The sequence below is a fragment of the Streptomyces sp. NPDC058620 genome (genome assembly GCF_042717135.1).
In the GTDB taxonomy this organism is placed as follows: Bacteria; Actinomycetota; Actinomycetes; order Streptomycetales; family Streptomycetaceae; genus Streptomyces.
Window position 1 is genome coordinate 1 of the sequence record NZ_JBHXQO010000038.1, and the last position, 23,491, is coordinate 23,491.

Here is a 23,491-nt window from a genome sequence, read left to right on the forward strand (position 1 = left end):
ACGCTGTCCGGACGGCCCCTGCCGCCGCTGCGGTGACTGGGCTCAGTTCTGCGAGCCGCGGGTGCGGCGCAGCAGCACCGCGCCGCCGAGCATCAGCACTGCACTGGCACCGGCAGCCAGACCGAGATCGGCCGAGCCGGTCTCGGCGAGCTGCGGGCCGTGGTCGGCGGGGGGCTGCGCGGCCGGCGGGCCGGCGGGGGGCTCGTTGGCCGGCGGCTCCACGGGCGGCGGCTGGTGGGCCGGGGGCTCCTCCACCGGCGGCTTGCCGGTGGGCGGCTCCTCGGTCGGCGGCTCCTCGGTCGGCGGCTCCGTCGGGGGCTGGTGGTCCGGACCGCTGACATTGGCGCAGTTGTTGCCGGCCGCGGGGTTCAGCGCGCCGACGACATCGATGGTGTTGCCGCAGGCGTTGACCGGGACGTGTACGGGGGCCTGGACCAGGTTGCCCGACAGGACACCGGGGGAGTTGGTGGCCGCCCCGTCGGCGGAAGCACCGCCCTGCGAAGCACCGCCGCCGTTCCCGTAGTCGCCGCCGCCGTTGTCCCCGTAGTCGCCGCCGTAGTCGCCGCCGTGGTCGCCGCCGTGGTCGCCCTTGCCCGAGTCGACGTTCGCGCACGTGTTGCCGAACGCGGGGTTCAGCAGGGCGATCACGTTGACCGTGTTGCCACAGAGGTTGACGGGGACGTGCACCGGTACCTGCACGGCGTTGCCCGAACCGACGCCCGGCGAACCGACAGCGGCGCCATCGGCCGAGGCGTCGGCATGTGCATAACCGCCGGCCGCGGACAGAATGCCCGAAGCCGCCGCCATGACGATCATGCTTTTATTCAAAACCTGCCGCATTACTTGTCCTTTCCTAGGACATTCCACAGGACATTCCGTGTGGGCGATCCAACTGCACGCTGGACGAAACCCATAACGAACGGGGGATGCGCGGGAAACTCGAAGATGCGTGGAAATTATGTAACCACCCCGACGGATGACGTACGCGCGTTCGGTCCAGGCGGGTGATTCGTGGGGTGCGGGAGGGGACGTGCCCCTGAACACGGGAAATTATGCGGACTGAACACCGGCCCCGGGCCGGTGAGCGCGCGGATGTACCGCCCCGCGTTCGGCCGCGGCCGTTCCGGTGTCCTGGTCGCGATTTCTTCACGAACAGTAGGCGTACGAACGCACGGCTGAAGAAACGATGGGCACCCGGGCCGGTGCGACGGAGCCTGCGGCATTCGGGTGAACGCGCGGAACCAAACGTGCCGCCGTGAGTTGGGCAGGGCGCTCCGGCACGGGGCAATCGGTACGAGAAGGGTTAATCGTGATCAAGAAGGTTCTGGCTACGGGTGCCGTCGCCGCCTCCGTCCTCGGTCTCTCGGCTACGCAGGCCATGGCGATCGGCGACGACGGAGGAACGACCTCGGTCAACGGCAACGGCGCCTCGCAGGCGTTCGGCAATGCCGAGACGCACGGTGACTGGAGCCCCCAGTTCGGTCTGGTCCAGGGCTCGCTCAACAAGCCGTGTGTCGGTCTGCCGCTGAAGGGCAACGTCGGCTCGCTCATCGGGCTTGTGCCGATCTCGGTCCAGGACATCAACGTCCTGTCCTCGCCGCAGAACCAGCAGTGCACCGAGAACTCCACCCAGGCCAAGGGTGACGAGCCGCTGTCGCACATCCTGGACAACATTCCGGTCCTGTCCGGGAACGGCGCCCACAACAGCTGACCCGGCCGCACCGCAGGCCCGGACCGCCGGCATTCCTCCTCCGAGCGGCCCGGGCCTGCTGCTGTGCCAATCGAGGGATTTTCCGAGAATCTGCTCAGAAGTGAGTTTCGATCTCGGCCGCAGGTCGTTACGGATTACAGCTTCGGAGTTACGGGCGATCAGGACAGCGCTCGTGCGGCACGAAAGACGTGACCGCTCCGGACTCCGCTGCAAGAAAGGGACGAAAAGTGAAGTACACCAAGGTTGCCGCCGTTGCCGCCGGAACTCTCATGGCGATGGGCGCCGCCGCGCCGGCCATGGCCGACTCCGGCGCCGAGGCCGTCGCCGCACACTCCCCGGGCGTTCTGTCCGGCAATGTCGTGCAGGTTCCGATCCACATTCCGATCAACGTCTGCGGCAACACCGTGAACGTCATCGGTCTGCTGAACCCGGCCTTCGGCAACACCTGCATCAACCACTGAACGGTGGCGGGTTGAGCTGATCGCTCGCCATCGGTGGGCCCTGGATCGCACACGCGATCCGGGGCCCGCTCCGTTTTACCTGATTCCGCCAGGAAAACCTGATTCCGCCAGGAAAACCGGAACAGGCCGAGAAAACCGACAGAATGCAGTTTCCGGTTCGCTGCTTGATCGTTACTCCTTTTGAAAGCGGCAGAAGTCACAGCTAAAGAAGGCTCGTGCGGCGCGGGAACGCGACCGAAACAGATGCCGCTGCAGAAGGGAACCTGAAAGTGAAGTACGCGAAGACCGCTGCGTTCATTGCCGGTTCCGTGGTTGCTCTCGGAACGGCTGCTCCCGCCTTCGCCGTCACTGAAGCCACGGCCCCCAACTTCAGCCTCGACAGCGGCCTGAACCAGGTCACGGCCGCCGCCCCGCAGGCCGTCGACCCGCTGGTCGACACGGTCGGCGGTGCCGCCGATTCGGTGCAGGAGGACGGCGCCGTCGGCAAGCTGGCGGGCGAGGCCACCGGTGCGGCCCAGGGTGCCGCCCCGCTGCTCGGCGGCGTGCCCCTCGGCGGCTGATCCGTCGGCGCGACGGCAATTCCTTTACAGATCTGCATTCCTCCGGTGCGCGGGTACGCCGACTCCGGTGGCAGCCCGGACGAACAAGCACCGTTCGAGTGAATGAGCATAACTAAACCCGCCTGAACGAGTTGATCAGGACGCTCCGGACAGGCGGGCAAGAGAATACCTCGGAAGGGTTATTAATGATCAAGAAGATTCTGGCTTCGGCAGCTGTCGCTGCTTCGGTCGTCGGTGTCTCCGCCGCGGCGGCCCCCTCCGCCATGGCCATCGGCAACGACGGCGGCACCACGTCGATCAACGGCAACGGCGCCTCGCAGGCGTTCGGCAACTCCGCCACGCACGGCGACTGGAGCCCGCAGTTCGCGCTCATCCAGGGTTCGCTGAACAAGCCCTGCATCGGCCTGCCGGCCAAGGCCAACGTCGGTTCGCTCATCGGCGCCGTGCCGATCGCGGTCCAGGACATCAACGTCCTCTCCTCGCCGCAGAACCAGCAGTGCACCGAGAACTCCACCCAGGCCAAGGGTGACGAGGCTCTGTCGCACATCCTGGACGACATCCCGGTGCTGTCCGGCAACGGTGTCGGCAACAACTGAAGTCGCGTAGCTCCGGGCTCCCGCCGCTGACCCTCGAGCTCATCGGGGCCGGCCCGGAATGTGTCTGTCCGAAGTGCGTTACACGTGGGGCCAGTTCATCCGTACGGCTGCCGATCTCGGCGGCCGGGGTGGACTGGCCCCACGTCGTGCGTCCGGGGGTTGGGCCGGATGGCCCAGGGGCAGGCTGCCCCGATTCGCCGGACGGGGTAAAGGCCCTTCATGGATCAGTACGACAGTCAACGCCCGCCGGGCGGCCAGAGGCCCGCGGAGGACAGCACACCGATCTACGACCGCCTGTTCGCCGAATGGTGCGCGGCCGGTCGCAGCATCGCCCCGGGCGCCCCGCCCCACCCCGTGCCGCGCCCCATGGGCGGCTTCGTCCCGGCCGCCCGCAGTTCCGGAGAAGCCGGCCGTGAGTGAACACGAAGCGTCCACCTTGCGCCGGAACAAATCCATTTGAGTGGTCCTGCGGAACTGAAACCTCCGAATGGGGTTGATCAGTACGTTCCACAACGGGACGCTCCGAAAGGTGAAGCTTGATGAAGAAGATGATGGCCGGCGCGGCAGTGGCCGTGTCCCTGGTCGGTCTGTCCGCCGCTGCGGCCCCCTCGGCCATGGCGATCGGCAACGACGGGGGCACCACGTCGGTCAACGGCAACGGCGCCTCGCAGGCGTTCGGCAACGCCGTGACCAAGGGTGACTGGAGCCCGAACACCCAGCTGGTGCAGGGCACGCTGAACAAGGCGTGCATCGCTCTGCCGGCCAAGGCCAACGTCGGTTCGCTCGTCGGCCTGCTCGTGCCGGTCGCGGTCCAGGACATCAACGTCCTGTCCTCGCCGCAGAACCAGCAGTGCACCGAGAACTCCACCCAGGCCAAGGGTGACGAGGCTCTGTCGCACATCCTGGACGACATCCCGGTGCTCTCGGGCAACGGCGCCGGCAACAACTGACGCTCCCCGTCGCGCGGGCGGCCGGGACACGTTCCGGGCCGCCCGCGCTTCCTTGTGCGCCACCGCGTACGACGATGCCCACCACTCCACGGGGGGTGGTGGGCATCGTCGTACGCGTACGGGAACGGGAAAGGGGCCGGTCAGCCCAGGCTGCTCACCGGCAGGAGGCACAGCGCGGACGTCCTGACGACCTCCTCGTCCGCCGCGAACGAACGCAGCATCTCCTCGCTCACCGGCTGTCCCGGAACGGCCTCCGGCCACGGGCGGGTGGCGAACATCCCGTAGACCTCGCCCTGGGCGTCCGCGGCTGCCAGCCACTCCGGGGGCACCTGGTACTGCGCCTTGAAGTGCGGCATTGTCAGGACGGCCTGGCCGGCCTGGACGAGGAGCTTCACCGGGAGGCCGGGCGTCTCGGACGCCCTGGTGAGACCGCCGCCGACGGTGAGGCCGCTGCGCTCCAGCGCGGTGCGCATGGCCGCCTCTCCGGCCTCCGGGCCGTCCTGCCCGTCGCCGAGCGAGTAGGTGAGCAGGAAGGCGACGTCATGGTCGCCCTCGGGGTGCCGGCCGCTCCAGCCGATCAGGATCTGGGTGCCCAACTGGGCTTGTGTGAACGTGCCGGTGGCGGTCTGGGGTGTGGTCATGCTCGGCACCATAACGGCCTGAGACCGGTCGTTGTGCACCCGTATCACCCGATCGGGGAAGCCTTCGGGATAACTCCGACGGAACGTCTCCGATCGGTCCTGCGGAGAATTCCGTTGACGCCGGCCAGTGGCTCCGGGCTATGGTTGGACACGTCCGCACAGAGGGCCGGGAACGCTCGGCCATGTGCGTCAGCCGTGAAGAACCAGGAGGTGAGGACATTGATGACTGTCGTCGCGATGGGCGCTGCCCACAGCCAGAAGTGCATCGTTCTCACCCCCGTGGCCACCGGCTGACCTTCTTTCACCTTCTTCCGCGTCGTGTACGCGGTGCCGGGGCCGCCCTTCGAAGGGTTTCCCTTGTCTTTCTCCTCTCTTCCGGTTCCGACCTCGTCGCACGTGCTGTCCCCGTACGGCTGGGACGAGGACTGGGCCGCCGCATTCGCCCCGTACGCCGAGCAGGGTCTGCTTCCCGGCCGTGTGGTGCGGGTGGACCGCGGTCAGTGCGACCTCGTCACCCCGAACGGCCCGATGCGGGCGGACACCGCTTTCGTGGTGCCGCGTGACCCGATGCGGGTCATCTGCACGGGCGACTGGGTGGCCGTCGACCCCGACGGTGACCCGCAGTTCGTGCGGACGCTGCTGCCGCGGCGTACGGCCTTCGTGCGCTCGACATCGACGCAGCGTTCCGAAGGGCAGGTGCTCGCCACCAACATCGACCACATCGTCATCTGCGTCTCGCTCGCGGTCGAACTCGACCTGGGACGCCTGGAGCGGTTCCTCGCGCTCGCCATGTCCAGCTCCAGCGGTGACGCGCTCCTCGGCGACAGCGGCGCGACCGGTGCGGCCGACCCCCAGCCGGTCGTGCTGCTGACCAAGGCCGACCTGGTGCCGGACGTCGCCACGCTCTCCCATCTCGTCCAGGACATCGAGGGGATCGCGCCCGGCGTGCAGGTGCTGCCCGTCAGCTCGGCTACCGGTGAGGGCATCGACGTGTTCCGTGCCGTCGTCTCCGGAGGTACGAGCGTGCTGCTCGGGATCTCCGGCGCGGGCAAGTCGACCCTCGCCAACACCCTGCTCGGCGAGGACGTGATGGACGTCAAGGCCGCCCGTGACGTCGACGGCAAGGGCCGGCACACCACCACGACCCGTAACCTCCTCGTCCTGCCGGAAGGTGGCGTGCTCATCGACACCCCCGGTCTGCGCGGGGTCGGGCTCTGGGACGCGGAGGCCGGTGTCGGCCAGGTCTTCTCCGAGATCGAGGACCTGGCGCAGCAGTGCCGCTTCCACGACTGCGCCCACGAGGCCGAACCGGGCTGTGCGGTCCTCGCCGCGATCGGGGACGGGACGCTGTCCGAGCGGCGCCTCGACAGCTACCGCAAGCTCCTCCGGGAGAACCACCGGATCGCGGCCAAGACCGACGCCCGGCTCCGCTCGGAAACCATGCGCGAATGGAAGCGCAGGGGTGCCGAGGGGCGGGCCGCCATGGACTTCAAGCGGGGGCGGATCCGGTAGCGGGTGGCCGTACCGGATTCGACGTCCGAATACCGCGAGTGCGGCACCGGCAGGTGCCGCACACTGGACGGTGTGATGGACGAACAGACCAGGTACGAGGCGGTGAGCAGCCGCGACGCCAGGTTCGACGGACAGTTCTTCTTCGCCGTCGCGACCACCGGCATCTACTGCCGGCCGAGCTGCCCCGCCGTCACTCCCAAACGTAAGAACGTGCGGTTCTACCCGACCGCCGCCGCGGCGCAGGGCAACGGGTTCCGGGCCTGCAGACGCTGCCGGCCCGACGCCGTGCCCGGCTCCGCGGAGTGGAACGTGCGCGCCGACGTCGTCGGCCGTGCCATGCGCATGATCGGCGACGGTGTGGTGGACCGGGAAGGCGTCCCCGGTCTCGCCGGCCGGCTCGGCTACAGCCCCAGGCAGGTACAGCGCCAGCTCAACGCCGAGCTGGGAGCCGGTCCCGTCGCACTCGCCAGGGCCCAGCGCGCCCACACCGCGCGCGTCCTCCTCCAGACCACGGATCTGCCGGTCACCGACATCGCCTTCGCTTCCGGCTTCGCCAGCGTGCGCCAGTTCAACGACACGATCCGGCAGATCTACGCCCGTACCCCCAGCGCCCTGCGCGCCGAGTCGGGGACGGGTCTGGGCGGCGGCGTCCGGGACGGGAGCCGGGCCGGGGTTCCGCTCCGGCTCGCCCACCGGGGACCGTACGCGGCCCGCGAGGTCTTCGACCTGCTCGCCGCCGACACGGTCGCGCGGATCGAGGAGATCAGCGGCGTGCCGGGGCACCGCACGTACCGGCGCACCCTGACGCTGCCCTACGGGGCCGGCATCGTCGCCGTCGACGAGGAGTCCGCCGGGCCGTGGCTGGAGGCCCGCATCCACCTCACCGATCTCCGCGACCTCACGACCGCCGTACAGCGGCTGCGCAGGCTGCTCGACCTGGACGCCGACCCCTGCGCCGTCGCGGAGACACTCGGCGCCGATCCACAGCTCGCGCCGCTGGTCGCCGCCCGCCCCGGGCTGCGCTCGCCCGGCGCCGCCGACCCGGACGAGTTCGCCGTACGGACGCTGGTGGGCCGTGCGGAGGCCGAAGAACTGGTCGAGCGGTACGGAAAGGTCCTCGACGTGCCCTGCGGCGGCCTCACCCATCTCTTTCCGGAGCCCGGCGCGCTGGCCGGCAGCGCGGGGGGCCCGGCACTGCGCGGCCTGGCCACCGCACTGGCGGACGGCGAGGTGCGGCTCGACGCCGGCACGGACCGGGACGCTGCCGAAGAGGCGCTGCTACGACTCCCCGGAATCGGCCGCAGGGCGGCGGCCCTGATCAGGATGCGGGCGCTGGGCGATCCCGATGTGGACCCGGACGGGACACCGGGAAACGCGGCGTGGCGGCCCTGGCGCTCGTACGCCGTACGCCATCGGGAACTCGCCGGTCAGGCCCTGCCCGCCTGACGCAGGGCGGGTAAACCCCACCGGGGTGCGGCGGCTGCCGGGACAGGGTGGGGGCGACCGGGGTCAGCCCCAGATGACGGCGACCAGCCACGCGCCCGCCACCAGCAGGCAGGCGAACAGCTCCACCAGTACCGAGTAGCCGGTCGCACGCATGACGGAGCGCACCGACGCCCAGCCCGCGCCCCGGCTGCCCAGCCTGAGCCGCTCCGCACCGTAGATCGCTCCGACGTACCCCACGACCGCACCCACCACCGGCACGACGAAGAACCCGGCGATGGCCGCGACGCCGCCGAGCGTCAGGGTCTTGCGCGGCGCCCCCGACGCGGCAGGCCGGCGCGGTGGCAGCAGCGGTTTGAGTGCCTGGTTCAACAGGAGCAGGGCCGTTGCTCCGATCAGTACGACCCAGGCGTCCTGGCTCACGTCCGTCAGGGCCCACCACAGCACGGCGGCCCAGACCATCGCCGGCCCCGGCACGCCAGGCACGAGCACGCCGACCAGCCCGAGCAGCATGACCACGCCGACGGCGACGAGCTGCCACACACCCATCCCTCCAGCCTGCCGGAACCCGCCGCGTCCCGCCTGTCAGCGCAGGTCCGAGGGGGTCCCGGCAGGTCCTGGGGGGTGCGCGGCCGTGCGGTCAGGCCCGTGGCGTACGGGCCACCCAGCCCCGTTCGTACGCGTGCCAGCCCAGCTGCAGCCGCGTCGACACCCCGGTCAGTTCCATCAGGCCCTTGACCCGCCGCTGGACGGTCCGCAGCCCCAGATCAAGCTGCTTCGCCACGCTCGCGTCCGTCAGCCCGGCCAGCAGCAGCGACAGGATCTCCAGATCGGTCGGATCGGGCCCGGTCGTCTCCTCCTGCACCCAGCCGCTCTCACCGAGCCGCAGCGGCATCGCGTCCCGCCACACCGCCTCGAACAGACCCATGAGCGATTCCAGCAGCCCGCTGGCGTGGACGACCAGCGCGGCCGGCTCCGCCCCGCGTCCCGTCAGCGGCACCATGGCGAGACTGCCGTCGGCCACGACCAGCTTCGTCGGCACCCGGTCGACCACCCGGCACTGCTCGTTGCGGCTCAGGGCGGCCGAAAGCTCCAGGATTCCCGACGGCAGCGCCAGCACTTCGCGCTCGACCACGACGCGGTAGGACACCCCACGGTTCGCCGCCCGTTCCTCGGACTCGTTCTCCATGCCGCTCACCGCGATCGGCTTCCCGGTGACCAGGGCGCAGACCTCCGACACCGCGCCGAGCTGCAGCTGATGAAAACGATGGGTCACCGCGCTCGCGCCGGTCACCACCTCCACCAGATCGTGCACGGCGGGCTCGCTCGCCTCCGCCCGGTACTCCTCGGCGAGCAGGGCGGCCGCCAGCTCCGCCTGCTCCAGTTCGTGCCGCTGCTGGATGAGCAGGGCGCCCAGAGCCACCCCGGGCGGGGCGGCGACCCAGCGCCCCGGCCGTGCCGACGACTGGGCCGCGAGGCCCTGGTGCTCCAGCCGGCGCAGCGCCCGTTCGGTATCCGTCTGCGGGAGCGCCAGTCGGTGCGCGAGGTCGGAGACCTCCGCCGCCCCCGCGGCGACAAGCGCGCGGTACGTCGCTTCCTGTCTCTCGTCGAGACCTATCGCAGACAGCATCCTCGACCCTCCCCGGGCGTTGTGGTCGCACAACGTGCGTTCCTGACGGCCTGCGTGGCGGAAAAAGGCCACGGCGTAAACCCGCCGCAGACATCATCCCCCGTACCGGTGGCCACTCTGTCAATGTGGCGCCACCGCAGCACCAAACACCTCTGGGACGTGGCGCCTTGTGCTGCTTCGATCCGGAATGACCTGGGGAGAGCGATGCGCCCGATATCGCGTACGGCGCTGGGAGTGGCCACCGCCGCCGTCCTGGCCGTCACCGCGACCGCACCGTCCGTGGCGTCGCCACAGGACGATGCGGCTACCAACAGACCCCTGACCGGCAGCGCGGCCGCGGTCACCGAGGACGCCAAGCCGGTCACCGTCACGCTCGTCACGGGCGACCAGGTCCTGGTGAGCACCGACCGCGAGGGAACCGCGTCCGCCACGGCCCTGCCCCGTGAGGACGGCACCCTCCCCCTCGTCCAGACCCGCCGGTCGGGCACGGATCTGTACGTCTACCCGGAGTCCGCCGTCGGAGCCCTCGCCGCCGGAACGGTCGACGAGGAACTCTTCAACGTCACCGGTCTCGTCCGCCAGGGCTACGACGACGCCCACTCCCCGACGGTCCCGCTGATCGCCACGTACACCGGGCAGGCCGCGCGCAGCACTCCGGTCACCCCGCGCGGCGCCAAGCGCGGAGTGGATCTCGCGGCCATCGACGGCGTCGCGCTCAAGGCCGACAAGAAGCAGACCGCCGCCTTCTGGGCCGATGTCACCGGCACGCGCTCGCGCTCGGCCGCCGGACTCAAGAAGCTCTGGCTCGACCGGCAGGTCGAGGCCAGCCTCGACAGGTCGACGAAGCAGGTCGGCGCCGACCTCGCCCGGGCCGCCGGCTACGACGGCAAGGGCACCAAGGTCGCCGTCCTGGACACCGGCGCGGACGCCGAGCACCCCGACCTCAAGGGCCGGATCGCCGGTTCCGAGAACTTCACGGACTCCGACACCACGGACGACCGCCAGGGCCACGGCACCCACACCGCCTCCACCGTCGGCGGCAGCGGCGCGGCGAGCGACGGCAAGAACAAGGGCGTCGCCCCCGGGGCGGACCTCCTCGTCGGCAAGGTCCTCAACGACTACGGGTCCGGCGCCGAGTCCTGGATCATCGCAGGCATGCAGTGGGCCGTGGACAACAAGGCCGATGTCGTCTCGATGAGCCTCGGCAGCCCCACACCCACCGACTGCACCGACCCGATGAGCCTCGCCGCCGAAGAACTCGCCCAGAGCAAGGACACCCTGTTCGTGGTCGCGGCCGGCAACGCCGGCCCCGCACTGAACACCGTCTCCTCGCCGGGCTGCGCCCCCGGCGTGCTGACCGTCGGCGCCGTCGACCGCGACGACTCCACCGCGCAGTTCTCCAGCCGCGGCCCCGCGATCGTCTCGCACACCCTCAAGCCCGAGATCGCCGCTCCCGGCGTCGCCATCTCGGCCGCCGCGGCAGGCGGCCGCGGCCCGTACGCCTACCAGTCCATGTCCGGAACGTCGATGGCCACCCCGCACGTCGCGGGCGCCGCGGCCATCGTGAAGCAGCGTCACCCCGACTGGACCGCGCAGCAGGTCAAGGCAGCACTCGTCTCTTCGGCCAAGAGCGACATCTCCGGCGACGTACGCGAGACCGGCGCCGGCCGGCTCGACGTCAAGGCCGCCATCGACACCCGCGTCACGGGCGCCCCCGCCGTCCAGGGCGGCACCTTCAACTGGCCGCAGGACGCGAGCCACCGCACCACCGTCGACGTCCCGTACACCAACGAAGGCACCACGCCGGTGAAGCTCTCCCTGAGCGTCGCGGGCGTCACCGGCAACGACGGCACCGCCGTCCGCTCGGCCGTCGCCCGGCTCGGCCAACGCACCGTCACCGTCCCGGCCGGCGCCACCGTCACGGTCCCCCTGACGGTCGACCCGACCGCGCACCTCGCCCGCAGCCAGTACGGCGACGTCACCGGACGCGTCCTGGCCACGGCCTCGGGTGGCGTCAAGGTCTCCACCCCGTTCTCGCTGTACGTCGGCGCCGAGACCGTCACGCTGCGCGTGAAGCTCGTCGACCGCACCGGCGAGCCCGCGGCCGGCTCCTCCTCGCTCGACGTCATCGGGACCGACACCGCCACCGGTGAGCGCCGCTTCAACGACGGCGCCGCCGACCAGGTGTACCAACTGCGCCCCGGCGCGTACTTCGTCTCCGGCTTCGTCACCTCGCCCGACCCCAAGGACGCCACCGGCAGGATGGTCGAGTCCGTCGGCTACCTCGCCAGGCCGCAGCTGAACCTCACCAAGGACACCACCCTGGTGCTGGACGCCCGCAAGGCCCACCGGGTCCAGGTGCGGACGGAGGGGCGCGAGTCCGAGAACCGCTCCACGACGCTCACCTTCGGCCGCAGCTGGGACGACGTCTGGCTGCACTCGGGATCCATCAGCGGCAGCCGCGCCATCAAGAACTACGTGGTCGACATTCAGGGCAGGGCGAGCGACGGCGACTTCGAGTTCGCCAGTTACTGGCGTGCGTACGCTCCGCTGATCGAGAAGCTCTCGGTCGTCGGCGGCGCCGAACTGCATCCGCGGGTGGCGAGCACCGGCTCCGTCAACCTCGACGGTGCGGGAGAGGCCGAGCTCGTCGACGCGGGAACCGGCACCCCCGCCGAGCTGACGGCCGCCGATGTCACGGGCAAGATCGCCCTGGTGAAGGTCGCCGACGACGGGTACATGAGCGTCCAGGCGCGGAACGCCAAGGCCGCCGGCGCGAAGGCGATCATTGTGCACCGCCCGTCCGCCGGCCCCTGGCTGCCGTCCGTCGGCTTCGGCCAGGCGCCACTGCCCTCCCTCGGAGTCGAGGCGGACGAGGCCGCCGGCCTGACCGCCGCCCTCGCCGACGGCCCCGTGACGCTGCGCTGGAAGGGCACTGCCGTCAGCCCGTTCGTCTACAACCTGGGCTTCCCCGAGACCGGCCCGGTCACCTCGGACCGTACGTACGCCGTCCGTGACAGCAAGCTCGGCAAGTCCACCGCCACGTACGAGGCGATGGGCGTTGCTGCCGACTACGTCGACTCGATGGTCGTGGGCCGGCCGTACGGCGCACGCTTCTCCATCGGGATGTTCGACACCGTCGCTGCCCCCGGCAAGCGCACCGAGTACTACTCGGCGGGCGACACCGGCTGGGAGCGGTACCTCTCCTCCAGCTTCCCCTGGGGCGAGACCATGTTCGACCGTCCCCGTACGTACAAGGCCGGCCAGCAGCGCGGCGAGAACTGGTACCGGGGCATCCTCGGCCCGTCGACTCCGCTCAGCACACAGGGCGATCAGCAGCTCGCCGCCGAGCGTCAGGACAACCTGATCGGAGTCGCCCCCGGTTTCTGGGCGGACAGCGAACACGGCGGTATGCAGGGTTCCTTCGGAGACCTGGGCAGCATGACGCTCACCAGCGGTGGTGAGGTGCTCGGCCAGTCCGGCTGGCCTTCCGGGGTGTTCACGGTCCCGGCCGGGGACGCGGCGTACGAGCTCACCATGATGACGTTCAAGACCGGTCAGCCGGCCGCTGTCTGGAAGCGTTCGACCCGTACCGAGACCACGTGGAAGTTCCGTTCGGCGCGGGACGAGAACGTGTACTCGCAGGGCATTCCGCTGCTCTTCCCACACTACGACCTGGAGACGGACGGGCTGAAGACCCTGGCGGCACAGGATGGTCAGAAGATCGGCCTGAGCGTCACCGGCCACGCGGGCTACACCCCCGGCGAGCTGACGGCGGCCAAGGTCTCCTACTCGTACGACGAAGGTACGACGTGGTCGGAGGCCACCACCGCCCGCAAGGACGGCCGGTGGAGCGCGAGCGTCGACCACACGGGCGCCACGGGTGAGAACGTCACTCTCAAGACTGAACTGACGGACGCCAAGGGCAACTCCGTCATTCAGACCGTGGTCGCCGCGTACGCCGTGCGCTGACCACGTCCGACCGGTACGCCGGGCGTCCCTCCCGTGGGGGGTGGGGCCGCCCGGTGGACCTCTTTTTGCGGATGACCCGTTTTCGTGCGCCTCTCGCGGTGGACAATAAGGGCATGAGTCAGCAGGGGGATCGGCCCGCCGCCCATGAGGACGACTGGTGGCGCAGGCTGTACGACGAGACCGCGCCGGACACCGGTCCGAGCAGCGCGGCCGACAGTCTCGACGACCGCTTCGACTCCGCGTCGGATGCGGTGGGTCCAGCGGTGGACCGCAGGGACTCCGACCTGGAGCCGGTGCCGGTGCCGGTGCCGGAGTTGCGGCCCGAGCCGGAGCTGGAGTCCGAGCTGAAACGGGAGCCCGAGCTGAAACGGGAGCCCGAGCCGGAATCGGACCCCGAGCCGGAGCGGCCCGCCAAGGCGCCGCCCGTCATGGCGGTCCGGGCTCCCTGGGAGCCGCCGTCCGGATTCCCGCCGCCGCGCAGCTTCGCGGCACCTCCGCCCGTGCCGTCCCCTCCGCCTCCTCCGCCTCCGGCGCCTCCGGCGCCTCCGGCGGTCGCCGTGAGCACCGACGCGGCCGACCGGGAACCCGCCGCCCATACCGCCACCGCCACTGCCACCGCCACCGACACCGTGCCCGATCCCGTCGCGGTCCCCGCGTCCCGCCCTCCGCTCGAATACCTAGGTGACCGGCCGCCCACCTACGACGCCGAGCCCACCGCCCTGCCCGCCTCCGGCTCCCTGGATCTGCACGGGCTCGTCCCCGACACCGTGCTCGACGGCGCGCGGTACGGGACGTACACGCTGCGTGCCGCCTCCGTACGGGGCGACTCCGCCCGCTTCCGGGGCGAACCACGCCGCGACGCCCTGCTCACCGCCCGCTTCGGCACCGCGGAGAGCGCCCTCGTCCTCGTCGCGATCGCCGGCGGCGCGCGGGCCGCCGAAGGAGCGCACCTCGCGGCCGCCGACGCCGTCCAGTGGATCGGCGGCGCCGTCGGCCGCAGCCAGGCCCGGCTCTCCGACGACATAAGGGCGGGCCGGCGCGGCGACCTCAAATCCGGGCTGCACCGCCTCACCGACCGCACCTACGGCAAGCTGCGCGCCCGCGCGGCCGAGCGCGGCCTCGAACCGGAGGCATACACCGTGGGCCTGCGCTGCCTCCTCCTGTCGGCCGATCCGCAGTGCAGGACCCGGGTCTTCTTCGGCGTCGGCTCCGGTGGGCTCTTCCGGCTCCGCGACGGTGTGTGGCAGGACCTCGAACCCCGTGTTCCGGACGCCGGGGCCCTCACCGGCGAGGCCGTCGTCGGCTTCGGTTCCGCTCCGCCCGGCGGAGCGGCGAGCGAGGAGGGGCCCGAGGGGGACCGGCTGACCATGGACCTCCAGATCACCACGCCCCCGTCCCCGTACATCGAGGCCCCCGTCCCGCCGCCGTCGGAACCCTTCCGCTTCCGTGCCTCGGTCGCCCGCCCGGGTGACACGCTGTTGTTGTGCGGCAACGGCCTCGCCGACCCGATGCGCGGCGAACCCGCCCTCGCCGAGGAGCTCGCCGAGCGTTGGTCATCCGCCGGTCCGCCGGGACTGGCGGGCTACCTCGCGGACACGCAGCTCCGCATCAAGGGGTACGCCGACGACCGTACGAGCGCAGCCGTCTGGGAGGCGTAATCGCACGGGCCATGGGTTGATGGACTCCGGAAGAGCACGGAGCACAGCGGAGAGGGTGCGCACCCATGGCCAAGCAGAACGTGTCGGAGCAGTTCGTCGACATCCTCGTGCGGGCGGGAGTGAAGCGGCTGTACGGCGTCGTCGGCGACAGCCTCAACCCCGTCGTCGACGCCATCCGGCGTAATGCGGCCATCGACTGGGTCCAGGTCAGGCACGAGGAGAGCGCCGCGTTCGCCGCTGGTGCGGAAGCCCAGATCACCGGCAGTCTGGCGGCCTGCGCCGGCTCGTGCGGGCCCGGGAATCTCCACCTCATCAACGGCCTCTACGACGCACACCGCTCCATGGCCCCGGTGCTCGCTCTCGCCTCACACATCCCGTCCAGCGAGATCGGGCTCGGCTACTTCCAGGAGACGCATCCGGAACTGCTCTTCCAGGAGTGCAGCCACTACAACGAGATGATCTCCAACCCGCAGCAGATGCCCAGGCTGCTCCAGACGGCCATCCAGCACGCGATCGGCCGGGGCGGCGTCAGCGTCGTGTCGATGCCGGGCGACGTCGCCTCCCGGCCGGCCCCGGAGAAGTCGATCGAACACGCGCTCGTCACCTCCCGGCCTACGGTCAGGCCGGGGGACGGGGAGATCGAGAAGCTCTGCCGAATGGTCGACGAGGCGAAACGGGTGACCCTGTTCTGCGGAAGCGGGACCGCGGGCGCGCACGCCGAGGTCATGGAGTTCGCGGAGCGGGTGAAGTCCCCGGTCGGGCACGCGCTGCGGGGCAAGGAATGGATCCAGTACGACAACCCGTACGACGTCGGTATGAGCGGGCTGCTCGGATACGGGGCCGCGTACGAGGCGACCAACGAATGCGATCTCCTCATCCTGCTCGGCACCGACTTCCCGTACAACGCGTTCCTCCCGGACGATGTGAAGATCGTCCAGGTCGATGTGCGTCCCGAGCGCCTTGGCCGGCGTTCCAAGCTCGATCTGGCGGTCTGGGGCGATGTCCGCGAGACCCTCCGCTGTCTGACTCCGCGGGTGAAGGCCAAGACCGACCGCAAGTTCCTTGACCGGATGCTGAAGAAGCACGCCGACGCGCTGGAGGGTGTCGTCAAGGCGTACACCCGCAAGGTCGAGAAGCACGTTCCGATCCACCCCGAGTACGTCGCCTCGGTGCTCGACGAACTCGCCGACGACGATGCCGTGTTCACCGTCGACACCGGGATGTGCAACGTGTGGGCCGCGCGCTATCTGACGCCGAACGGCAAGCGCAGGGTGATCGGTTCGTTCAGCCACGGCTCGATGGCCAACGCGCTGCCGCAGGCGATCGGCGCGCAGTTCGTGGACCGAAACCGGCAGGTCGTCTCCATGTCCGGTGACGGTGGATTCACCATGCTCATGGGCGACTTCCTCACCCTGGTCCAGTACAACCTTCCCGTGAAGGTCGTCCTCTTCAACAACTCGTCCCTCGGCATGGTCGAGCTGGAGATGCTGGTGGCAGGACTGCCCTCGTTCGGGACGACGAACAAGAACCCGGACTTCGCCGCCGTCGCGAGGGCCGCCGGGGCCTACGGGGTCCGTGTGGAGAAGCCCAAGCAACTGGAGGGCGCGCTCAAGGACGCCTTCAAGCACAAGGGTCCCGCCCTCGTCGACGTGGTCACCGACCCGAACGCGCTGTCCATCCCGCCGAAGATCAGCGCCGATATGGTGTCCGGCTTCGCGCTGTCCGCCAGCAAGATCGTGCTGGACGGGGGAGTGGGCAGGATGCTCCAGATGGCCCGCTCCAACCTCCGTAACGTGCCCCGTATCTAGCCAGGGATCGCGAAGTGGCGGCATGGATGTCGCGGGTGGTGGAGGGCGCGCTCGGGCCACGCCCGCTTCGGTGACGTCATGGATAGGTGAGGCCATTAACAGGTGACGGACGGTCAAGAACCGCTGTTGTGCGCACTCTTGGCGGTCACAGAGCAATGTGACATATTACTGCCGTGCTCACGAGACAGCCACTGGACGTCGTCATCGTCGGAGCCGGCGTCGTCGGCGCCGCATGTGCCTACTACGCGACCCGGGCCGGGCTCCGCGTCGCCGTGATAGACCGCGGGCCGGTCGCGGGCGGCACCACCGGAGCCGGCGAGGGGAACCTCCTCGTCTCCGACAAGGCGCCCGGCCCGGAGCTGGAACTCGCACTGATCTCCAGCGCCCTCTGGCAGGAACTGGCCGACGAACTGCCGGCGGACATCGAGTTCGAGCGCAAGGGCGGCCTGGTCGTGGCTGCGGGCGAGGAATCCCTCGCGACGCTCTCCGCCACAGCGCATGGACAGGGTGCCGCGGGAGTCATGGCGTACCCGGTGACATCGCACGGCCTGCAAGACCTCGAACCACACCTGGCCCCTGGACTGGCGGGCGGCTTCCACTACCCTCAGGACGCCCAGGTGCAGCCCGCCGTCGCCGCAGCGCACCTGCTCCGCGCGGCCCGCGATGCCGGCGCGCGACTGTACGCGGGCGAGGAGGTCACCGCGGTACTCACCAACCCTGCGGGGAACGTGCGCGGCGTACGTACGGGCCGGAGGGACCTGCACGCCCCCGCCGTGGTCAACGCCGCCGGTACCTGGAGCGGCGAACTGGCGGCCCTGGCCGGGGTGGAACTGCCTGTCATGCCGCGAAGGGGATTCGTTCTTGTCACGGAACCACTGCCCCGTCTGATCCGGCACAAGGTGTACGCCGCGGAGTACGTGGCCGACGTCTCGAGCGGTTCGGCCGCACTCCAGACCTCACCCGTGGTGGAAGGGACGCCGTCCGGCCCTGTACTGATCGGCGCGAGCCGCGAACGGGTGGGCTACGACCACTCCTTGTCCGTTCCCGTCATCAGCAGGCTGGCTGCGCAGGCTGCCGCGCTGTTCCCGGTCCTGGCCGATGTCCGGCTGCTGCGCGCCTACCACGGGTTCCGCCCGTACCTGCCCGACCACCTTCCCGCGATCGGGCCCGATCCCCGGGCCCCGGGCCTGTTCCACGCCTGTGGACACGAGGGCGCGGGGATCGGGCTGGCCCCTGCGACGGGAAAGCTGATCGCCGACACGCTCCGGGGCGAGCCCCCCGTACTTGATCTCGCGCCGTTCCGGCCCGACCGCTTCGGCCGCTCCAGGGAGGCGGCTTGAACCCCACCCAGGGGAATCCGTACCGAAATCGATGGATCTGGAGCCCCTGTGACACACACGCCAGGCCGTCCGTCCGGCCGCGTATTCGGCCGGATATCCCGCCGCGGGCCCGCACGCGACGCCGCCGAACTGGTCGGGGCGGTGCCAGAGCCGGAGTTCGAGATCCTCTTAGACGGGCGCCCGATCCGCGCCCTCCCCGGGCAGAGCATCGCCGCAGCGCTCTGGGCCGCCGGCCAACTGGCCTGGCGTACAACCCGGGTGAACGGGAATCCACGGGGCGCATTCTGCGGCATCGGATCCTGCTTCGACTGCCTGGCCACCGTCAACGGCCGCCCCAACCAACGGGCATGTCTCCTGCCCGCCCGCCCCGGCGACACGGTCACGACACAGAAGGGCGACGGACATGACGAACCCTTCCGGTGAACCAGGTGCCGAGCGAGCGGGAGAACGCCAACTCCGCTCCGGCGAAGTGGCGCTCGCGGACCTGGCCGTCGTGGGAGCCGGACCCGCCGGCATGACAGCGGCGGTCACCGCGGCCGATCACGGGCTCGCGGTGACCGTGCTGGATGCCGCGGCGGCGACCGGTGGCCAGTGCTACCGCTCCCCGGCGCCCGCACTCGGCGCCACCCGGCCGCAGGCCCTGCACCACGACTGGGCGGCGTACGAGAAGCTCGCCGGGCGGTTCGAACGGCATCGTCGCGCCGGGCGGATACGCCATTTCACATGGCACCAGGTATGGGCTGTCGAAGCCACGGGGGACGCCTGGATGCTGCACGCGGTCACCGGGCCCGAGGGGACGGGCCGGGCGGCCACCGGGGCGCGCAATCTGCTGGTGGCGACGGGATCCCATGAGCGCCAGCTGCCCTTCCCTGGATGGACCATGCCGGGTGTCGTGGGAGCGGCGGGGGCGCAGGCCATGCTCAAGTCCGGCCTGGTTGTGCCAGGTCGACGCATTGTCGTCGCAGGCAGCGGGCCGCTGCTCCAGGCGGTCGCGGCCTCCCTGGTGAAGGCGGGCGCCGACGTTCCGCTTCTGGTCGAGGCGGCCGGGTACGGGGCGTACGCGAAGGCGCCTCACGCGCTGGCCGTCAACCCCGGCAAGCTGGCGGAGGGCGCACGCTACGGGGCTGCTCTCCTGCGCCACCGTGTACGCGTCCTGACCCACAGCGCGGTGACGGCCGTTCATGGAAACGACAGGGTGCGGGGTGTCACCGTCAGTCGCCTGGACGGTGACTGGCGACCGGTCCCGGGTTCCGGGCGGCAGTACGACTGCGACGCCCTCGCCGTGGGACACGGCCTCGTACCCCAGCTGGAACTCGCGACGGCCCTGGGCTGTGCGACCCGCGACGGCACCGACGGCACGCATGCCCTTCTCCTGGACGAACAGCTGCGGACCACCGTGCCCGGTGTGTGGGCCGCCGGGGAGGTCGGTGGCATCGGCGGGGCTCAATTAGCTTTTGTAGAAGGGGAGTTGGCCGCACTCTCGGTGATCCGCCACGCACGGGGGGCCGATGCTCCGACGGGACGGGGCCGTTATGGCAGGACCCGAGCGCTGCTCCGGACCCGGCACAGGATGCGGGCCTTCGCCGATGCGATGGGCGCCGTGCACCGGCCGGGATCCGGCTGGCGGGGATGGCTGGCCGACGACACCGAGGTCTGCCGGTGCGAGGAGGTCACTGCCGGAGGGATCCGCCGGGCGGTGGACGAACTCGGCGCAGGAGACACCCGTACCGTCAAGCTCCTCACCAGGTCCGGAATGGGCTGGTGCCAGGGGCGCACCTGTGGCTTCGCGGTACGCGAACTCGCCTGCCCCGAAGGTGTTTCCGCCGCCGGCGCGACCGCTGACCGCCGCCCCTTCGCCTGCCCGGTGCCGCTGTCCACGCTCGCTGAGGCGGCCGACGGTGGGGCAGGCGGGGACCGCCGCTCGTAAGCCCGTGCCCTCTCACTGTCACACCCTCAATCGCACAGTGACATGTCACATCTCTCCCAAGGAGTCTTCATGCAGACAGACAGCCTCCATGCCCCCCGCACCCGCCCCTGGCACGGCGTCATGGTCGCCACCCCCCTCACGCTGCGCGCCGACCATTCCGTCGACTTCGATGCCTACGGTGAGCACGTCCGCAGTCTCGTCGACGCCGGCTGCGACGGCGTGGTGCCCAACGGCTCGTTGGGGGAGTACCAGACCCTCACCGACGAGGAGCGGGACCAGGTCGTCCGCGTTGCTGTCGATGCGGCGGGCGATGGCGCCAGGGTCATGCCCGGCGTATCCGCCTACGGCAGCGACGAGTCCCGGCGCTGGGCCGAGCGGGCCGCGGAGGCCGGCGCGGAATCGGTCCTCCTGTTGCCCCCCAACGGCTACAAGTCCGAGGAAGCTGCCGTCCGGGCGCACTACGCCGCCGTCGCGGAGGTAGGGATACCTGTCGTCGCGTACAACAATCCGTACGACACCAAAGTGGACCTGACCCCCGGTCTGCTGGCGCGGCTCCATCAGGAGAACAGCATCGTCGCGGTCAAGGAGTTCAGCGGCGACGTCCGCAGGGCCTACGAGATCGCCGAACAGGCCCCAGGGCTGGATGTGCTCGTCGGCGCCGATGACGTGCTGCTGGAACTGGCGCTCGCAGGCGCCGTCGGCTGGATTGCCGGGTGCCCCAACATGCTGCCCGCCAGCTGCGTTGAGCTGTACCAAGCCGCCGTGACAGGTGACATCGCAACGGCACTGCCCCTCTACCGTCAGCTCCACCCGCTGTTGCGCTGGGACTCCAAGCCGGAGTTCGTGCAGGCGATCAAGGCGTCCATGGATGTCGTCGGGCGCCATGGCGGACCCACACGGCCGCCGCGCTTCCCGCTGCCGCCGGAGTCCGCTGCCGCGGTGCGCGCAGCGACGGAGAAGGCACTCGCCGAGGGCATGAACTGACCAACGGACCCGCAATGCAGGCGATGCAGAGCATCCAGCCCTAACGGATCACCAAGGGGGACCCTTGCGGACACGACACATCTTCCACGCGGTCGACTCACACACCGAAGGCATGCCCACCCGCGTCATCACCGGTGGCATCGGAACCATCCCCGGCGCCACCATGGCGGAGCGGCGCCGCCACTTCCAGAACAACCGGGACGCCGTCCGCACCCTGCTGATGTACGAGCCGCGCGGGCACGCCGCCATGAGCGGTGCGATCCTTCAGCCACCCACCCGCCCCGACGCCGACTTCGGCGTCCTCTATATAGAGGTCTCCGGCTTCCTGCCGATGTGCGGCCACGGCACCATCGGCGTGGCCACCGTCCTCGTGGAGACCGGCATGGTCGAAGTCACCGAGCCTGTCACCACGGTCCGGCTCGACACCCCGGCCGGGCTCGTCACGGCGGACGTGCGCGTACAGGACGGCGCGGCCACCTCAGTCACCCTCACCAACGTGCCGGCCTTCTGCGCCGGACTCGACCGGAAGGTGGACGTTCCCGGGTACGGGACGCTGCGCTACGACCTCGCCTACGGCGGAAACTTCTACGCGATGGTGCCGCTGGCCGATGTCGGTCTCCCCTTCGACCGTGGCCGCAAGGACGACATCCTGGCGGCCGGACTCGCACTGATGGACGCGGTGAACGCCACCGATCGCCCCGTGCACCCGGAGGACCCCGACATCAACGGACTGAAGCACGTGCAGCTGATCGCACCCGGATCGGACGCCGCGCACTCCCGACACGCCATGGCCATCCACCCCGGGTGGTTCGACCGGTCGCCCTGCGGTACCGGCACGTCAGCGCGCATGGCACAACTCCATGCCCGGGGCGAACTCCCCCTGAACACAGACTTCGTCAACGAATCGTTCATAGGCACCTCGTTCACCGGGCGGCTCGTCGAGGAAACCGCGGTCGCGGGCCTTCCCGCAGTCGTCCCGACCGTGACCGGTCGTGCCTGGATCACCGGGACCGCACAGTTCTTCCTGGACCCGACCGATCCCTTCCCCGAAGGATTCCTGCTGTGACCCTGCCCGGTACCGGACCCCGGGCGCACTTTCGCCGCCGAGGGCATCGCGTCCGATCTGGCGGAGTTGGTGACCCGTCCCGACCTTGCCAGGGATCTGGCCTCCGCCGGAAGGCCCCGGCCCCTTCAAGAGCGTCGGAATGGGCTGGGAGGACCTTGTGGTGGCGGCGGCGGTTCACCGGAACGCGCATGCCGGAGCGTGATATCCACAGCTCGGAAGCGGCAGGTCCGAACGCCAACGTGCCATTGTATTCTGCGACTCCGCACTGTGCTGGAGGAACACATGGCCCGCCTGACGTCGCTCAACGTGATCTCGGCGCAGGAGCATCTGCGTGACCGTGTGGCGCATGCACTGAGAGCGGCCCTCATCGCCGGGGACCTTCGTCCGGGCACGATCCATTCCGCTCCCGCGCTCGCCGCCCAGTTCGGGGTCTCGGCCACTCCGGTACGCGAAGCCATGCTCGACCTGGCCCGGGAGGGCCTGGTCGAAGCGGTACGCAACAAGGGCTTCCGGATCACCGAGCTGACTGAGCAGGATCTCGACGACTTCACCGAACTCCGCGCCATGATCGAGGGCCCGACGGTCGGCCGCATCGCCCGGATGGGCAAGGCGTGGCAGCTGGAGGAACTGCGGCCGCTCGCGCTGGAGATCGTCGAAGCCGCCCGGGCGAACGACATTCTGGGCTACCTGGAGGCCGACCGGCGCTTCCACCTCGAACTGCTCGGCCTGGCGGGAAACCGCCGACTGGTGGAAGAGGTCGGCAACCTGCGCAAGCGGTCACGGCTTTTTGGGCTCAACAGGCTCGCGGAAACCGGGCAGTTGACGGCCTCGGCGGAGGAGCATGTCCAGCTCCTCGACCTGATGGTCGCGGGGGACGGGCCGCGCGCCGAGGCGTTCATGCTCGCTCATATGTCACATGTCCGAAAGCTGTGGGCAGCCCCCGGAGCGGAGGAGTCCGAGGCCGCGCCGGACAAGAAGGTATGGCTCGACCTCGACGATGCCTGAGGCACGTCGCCGCCGGTCCGCGGTCGTGGCAGTGCCGGCATGAGGCGCGCCCCGAGTAGGACCTGACCAAGAGGTTCGGCCTCGATACTGAGGCCGATTCCGCGCAGTGCGCGGGGCAGCGGCGCCTCGTTGTCGGGCTGGAGGCGCAGGCCCGGTCCCACAGTCAGTACCTGTCCTTCCTGCGGCACCCGTCCAGGTACGCGCCCAGGTAGGCGTGGGCCCGTGCC

21 protein-coding genes are annotated in these 23,491 nt (G+C 70.2%); 17 read left to right on the forward strand and 4 right to left on the reverse strand.

Annotated elements, in window-relative coordinates; genetic code table 11:
* Positions 1-42: 42 nt before the first annotated feature.
* Positions 43-816: a chaplin gene (locus ACFWSK_RS27400; RefSeq protein WP_383791470.1), complete on the reverse strand. Its 774-nt coding sequence runs from the start codon at positions 814-816 to the stop codon at positions 43-45.
* Positions 817-1,309: 493 nt separating this feature from the next.
* On the opposite strand from ACFWSK_RS27400, the gene ACFWSK_RS27405 reads away from it, so the two are divergent.
* The 6 genes from ACFWSK_RS27405 (at position 1,310) to ACFWSK_RS27430 (ending at position 4,278) form a co-directional block, all read left to right on the forward strand.
* Positions 1,310-1,711 carry a rodlin gene (locus tag ACFWSK_RS27405; protein WP_383791473.1) on the forward strand — a complete coding sequence of 134 codons (402 nt, stop codon included), beginning with the start codon at positions 1,310-1,312 and terminating at the stop codon, positions 1,709-1,711.
* Positions 1,712-1,938: 227 nt separating this feature from the next.
* On the forward strand, positions 1,939-2,172 hold the full coding sequence (locus tag ACFWSK_RS27410; protein ID WP_383791476.1) for a chaplin: 234 nt from the start codon (positions 1,939-1,941) through the stop codon (positions 2,170-2,172).
* Positions 2,173-2,441: 269 nt separating this feature from the next.
* Positions 2,442-2,732 (forward strand): hypothetical protein, encoded by a 291-nt coding sequence (locus ACFWSK_RS27415; protein ID WP_383791479.1) that lies wholly within the window; start codon positions 2,442-2,444, stop codon positions 2,730-2,732.
* A 185-nt stretch (positions 2,733-2,917) separates the two neighbouring features.
* Positions 2,918-3,328, forward strand: coding sequence for a rodlin (locus tag ACFWSK_RS27420; protein WP_383791482.1), 411 nt, complete (start codon positions 2,918-2,920; stop codon positions 3,326-3,328).
* Positions 3,329-3,547: 219 nt separating this feature from the next.
* Positions 3,548-3,748: a hypothetical protein gene (locus ACFWSK_RS27425; protein WP_383791485.1), complete on the forward strand. Its 201-nt coding sequence runs from the start codon at positions 3,548-3,550 to the stop codon at positions 3,746-3,748.
* 119 nt (positions 3,749-3,867) lie between these two features.
* On the forward strand, positions 3,868-4,278 hold the full coding sequence (locus ACFWSK_RS27430) for a rodlin (RefSeq protein ID WP_383791488.1): 411 nt from the start codon (positions 3,868-3,870) through the stop codon (positions 4,276-4,278).
* A gap of 140 nt (positions 4,279-4,418) precedes the next feature.
* On the opposite strand, the gene ACFWSK_RS27435 is transcribed toward ACFWSK_RS27430, so the two are convergent.
* Positions 4,419-4,919 carry a DUF5949 family protein gene (locus tag ACFWSK_RS27435; RefSeq protein WP_383791491.1) on the reverse strand — a complete coding sequence of 167 codons (501 nt, stop codon included), beginning with the start codon at positions 4,917-4,919 and terminating at the stop codon, positions 4,419-4,421.
* Positions 4,920-5,276: 357 nt separating this feature from the next.
* Between ACFWSK_RS27435 and rsgA the strand changes: the two genes are divergently transcribed.
* Both rsgA and ACFWSK_RS27445 read left to right on the forward strand, forming a co-directional pair.
* Positions 5,277-6,431, forward strand: a complete 1,155-nt coding sequence (gene rsgA, locus ACFWSK_RS27440) for a ribosome small subunit-dependent GTPase A (protein ID WP_383791494.1) — start codon at positions 5,277-5,279, stop codon at positions 6,429-6,431.
* A 75-nt stretch (positions 6,432-6,506) separates the two neighbouring features.
* On the forward strand, positions 6,507-7,877 hold the full coding sequence (locus ACFWSK_RS27445) for a DNA-3-methyladenine glycosylase 2 family protein (protein WP_383791599.1): 1,371 nt from the start codon (positions 6,507-6,509) through the stop codon (positions 7,875-7,877).
* Positions 7,878-7,940: 63 nt separating this feature from the next.
* Here ACFWSK_RS27445 and ACFWSK_RS27450 read toward each other — a convergent pair whose 3' ends face one another.
* Complete coding sequence (locus tag ACFWSK_RS27450; RefSeq protein ID WP_383791497.1) at positions 7,941-8,423, reverse strand: DUF456 domain-containing protein; 483 nt, start codon at positions 8,421-8,423, stop codon at positions 7,941-7,943.
* Between the two features lie 91 nt (positions 8,424-8,514).
* On the reverse strand, positions 8,515-9,504 hold the full coding sequence (locus tag ACFWSK_RS27455) for a helix-turn-helix domain-containing protein (RefSeq protein ID WP_383791501.1): 990 nt from the start codon (positions 9,502-9,504) through the stop codon (positions 8,515-8,517).
* A 204-nt stretch (positions 9,505-9,708) separates the two neighbouring features.
* Between ACFWSK_RS27455 and ACFWSK_RS27460 the strand changes: the two genes are divergently transcribed.
* The 9 genes from ACFWSK_RS27460 (at position 9,709) to ACFWSK_RS27500 (ending at position 23,264) form a co-directional block, all read left to right on the forward strand.
* A complete protein-coding gene (locus ACFWSK_RS27460) occupies positions 9,709-13,476 on the forward strand; it encodes a S8 family serine peptidase (protein WP_383791504.1) in 3,768 nt (1,255 codons plus the stop codon).
* Positions 13,477-13,589: 113 nt separating this feature from the next.
* A complete protein-coding gene (locus tag ACFWSK_RS27465; protein WP_383791507.1) occupies positions 13,590-15,134 on the forward strand; it encodes a protein phosphatase 2C domain-containing protein in 1,545 nt (514 codons plus the stop codon).
* Positions 15,135-15,199: 65 nt separating this feature from the next.
* Positions 15,200-16,942: a pyruvate dehydrogenase gene (locus ACFWSK_RS27470; RefSeq protein WP_383791510.1), complete on the forward strand. Its 1,743-nt coding sequence runs from the start codon at positions 15,200-15,202 to the stop codon at positions 16,940-16,942.
* 173 nt (positions 16,943-17,115) lie between these two features.
* Positions 17,116-18,282, forward strand: a complete 1,167-nt coding sequence (locus ACFWSK_RS27475; RefSeq protein ID WP_383791512.1) for an NAD(P)/FAD-dependent oxidoreductase — start codon at positions 17,116-17,118, stop codon at positions 18,280-18,282.
* Positions 18,283-18,375: 93 nt separating this feature from the next.
* Positions 18,376-18,705, forward strand: coding sequence for a (2Fe-2S)-binding protein (locus tag ACFWSK_RS27480; protein WP_383791602.1), 330 nt, complete (start codon positions 18,376-18,378; stop codon positions 18,703-18,705).
* Between the two features lie 91 nt (positions 18,706-18,796).
* Positions 18,797-20,209 (forward strand): FAD-dependent oxidoreductase, encoded by a 1,413-nt coding sequence (locus tag ACFWSK_RS27485; protein ID WP_383791605.1) that lies wholly within the window; start codon positions 18,797-18,799, stop codon positions 20,207-20,209.
* 69 nt (positions 20,210-20,278) lie between these two features.
* Positions 20,279-21,193: a dihydrodipicolinate synthase family protein gene (locus ACFWSK_RS27490; protein WP_383791515.1), complete on the forward strand. Its 915-nt coding sequence runs from the start codon at positions 20,279-20,281 to the stop codon at positions 21,191-21,193.
* A gap of 64 nt (positions 21,194-21,257) precedes the next feature.
* Complete coding sequence (locus tag ACFWSK_RS27495) at positions 21,258-22,259, forward strand: proline racemase family protein (protein WP_383791517.1); 1,002 nt, start codon at positions 21,258-21,260, stop codon at positions 22,257-22,259.
* A gap of 282 nt (positions 22,260-22,541) precedes the next feature.
* Positions 22,542-23,264: a GntR family transcriptional regulator gene (locus tag ACFWSK_RS27500; RefSeq protein WP_383791519.1), complete on the forward strand. Its 723-nt coding sequence runs from the start codon at positions 22,542-22,544 to the stop codon at positions 23,262-23,264.
* Positions 23,265-23,491 lie beyond the last annotated feature (227 nt).

Coding starts and splice junctions, on each gene's coding strand:
- ACFWSK_RS27400 (WP_383791470.1), bottom strand. CDS start 816: ATGATCGTCATGGCGGCGGCTTCGGGCATTCTGTCCGCGGCCGGCGGT.
- ACFWSK_RS27420 (WP_383791482.1), top strand. CDS start 2,918: ATGATCAAGAAGATTCTGGCTTCGGCAGCTGTCGCTGCTTCGGTCGTC.
- ACFWSK_RS27425 (WP_383791485.1), top strand. CDS start 3,548: ATGGATCAGTACGACAGTCAACGCCCGCCGGGCGGCCAGAGGCCCGCG.
- ACFWSK_RS27430 (WP_383791488.1), top strand. CDS start 3,868: ATGAAGAAGATGATGGCCGGCGCGGCAGTGGCCGTGTCCCTGGTCGGT.
- ACFWSK_RS27435 (WP_383791491.1), bottom strand. CDS start 4,919: ATGACCACACCCCAGACCGCCACCGGCACGTTCACACAAGCCCAGTTG.
- ACFWSK_RS27445 (WP_383791599.1), top strand. CDS start 6,507: ATGGACGAACAGACCAGGTACGAGGCGGTGAGCAGCCGCGACGCCAGG.
- ACFWSK_RS27450 (WP_383791497.1), bottom strand. CDS start 8,423: ATGGGTGTGTGGCAGCTCGTCGCCGTCGGCGTGGTCATGCTGCTCGGG.
- ACFWSK_RS27455 (WP_383791501.1), bottom strand. CDS start 9,504: ATGCTGTCTGCGATAGGTCTCGACGAGAGACAGGAAGCGACGTACCGC.
- ACFWSK_RS27460 (WP_383791504.1), top strand. CDS start 9,709: ATGCGCCCGATATCGCGTACGGCGCTGGGAGTGGCCACCGCCGCCGTC.
- ACFWSK_RS27465 (WP_383791507.1), top strand. CDS start 13,590: ATGAGTCAGCAGGGGGATCGGCCCGCCGCCCATGAGGACGACTGGTGG.
- ACFWSK_RS27470 (WP_383791510.1), top strand. CDS start 15,200: ATGGCCAAGCAGAACGTGTCGGAGCAGTTCGTCGACATCCTCGTGCGG.
- ACFWSK_RS27485 (WP_383791605.1), top strand. CDS start 18,797: ATGACAGCGGCGGTCACCGCGGCCGATCACGGGCTCGCGGTGACCGTG.
- ACFWSK_RS27490 (WP_383791515.1), top strand. CDS start 20,279: ATGCAGACAGACAGCCTCCATGCCCCCCGCACCCGCCCCTGGCACGGC.
- ACFWSK_RS27500 (WP_383791519.1), top strand. CDS start 22,542: ATGGCCCGCCTGACGTCGCTCAACGTGATCTCGGCGCAGGAGCATCTG.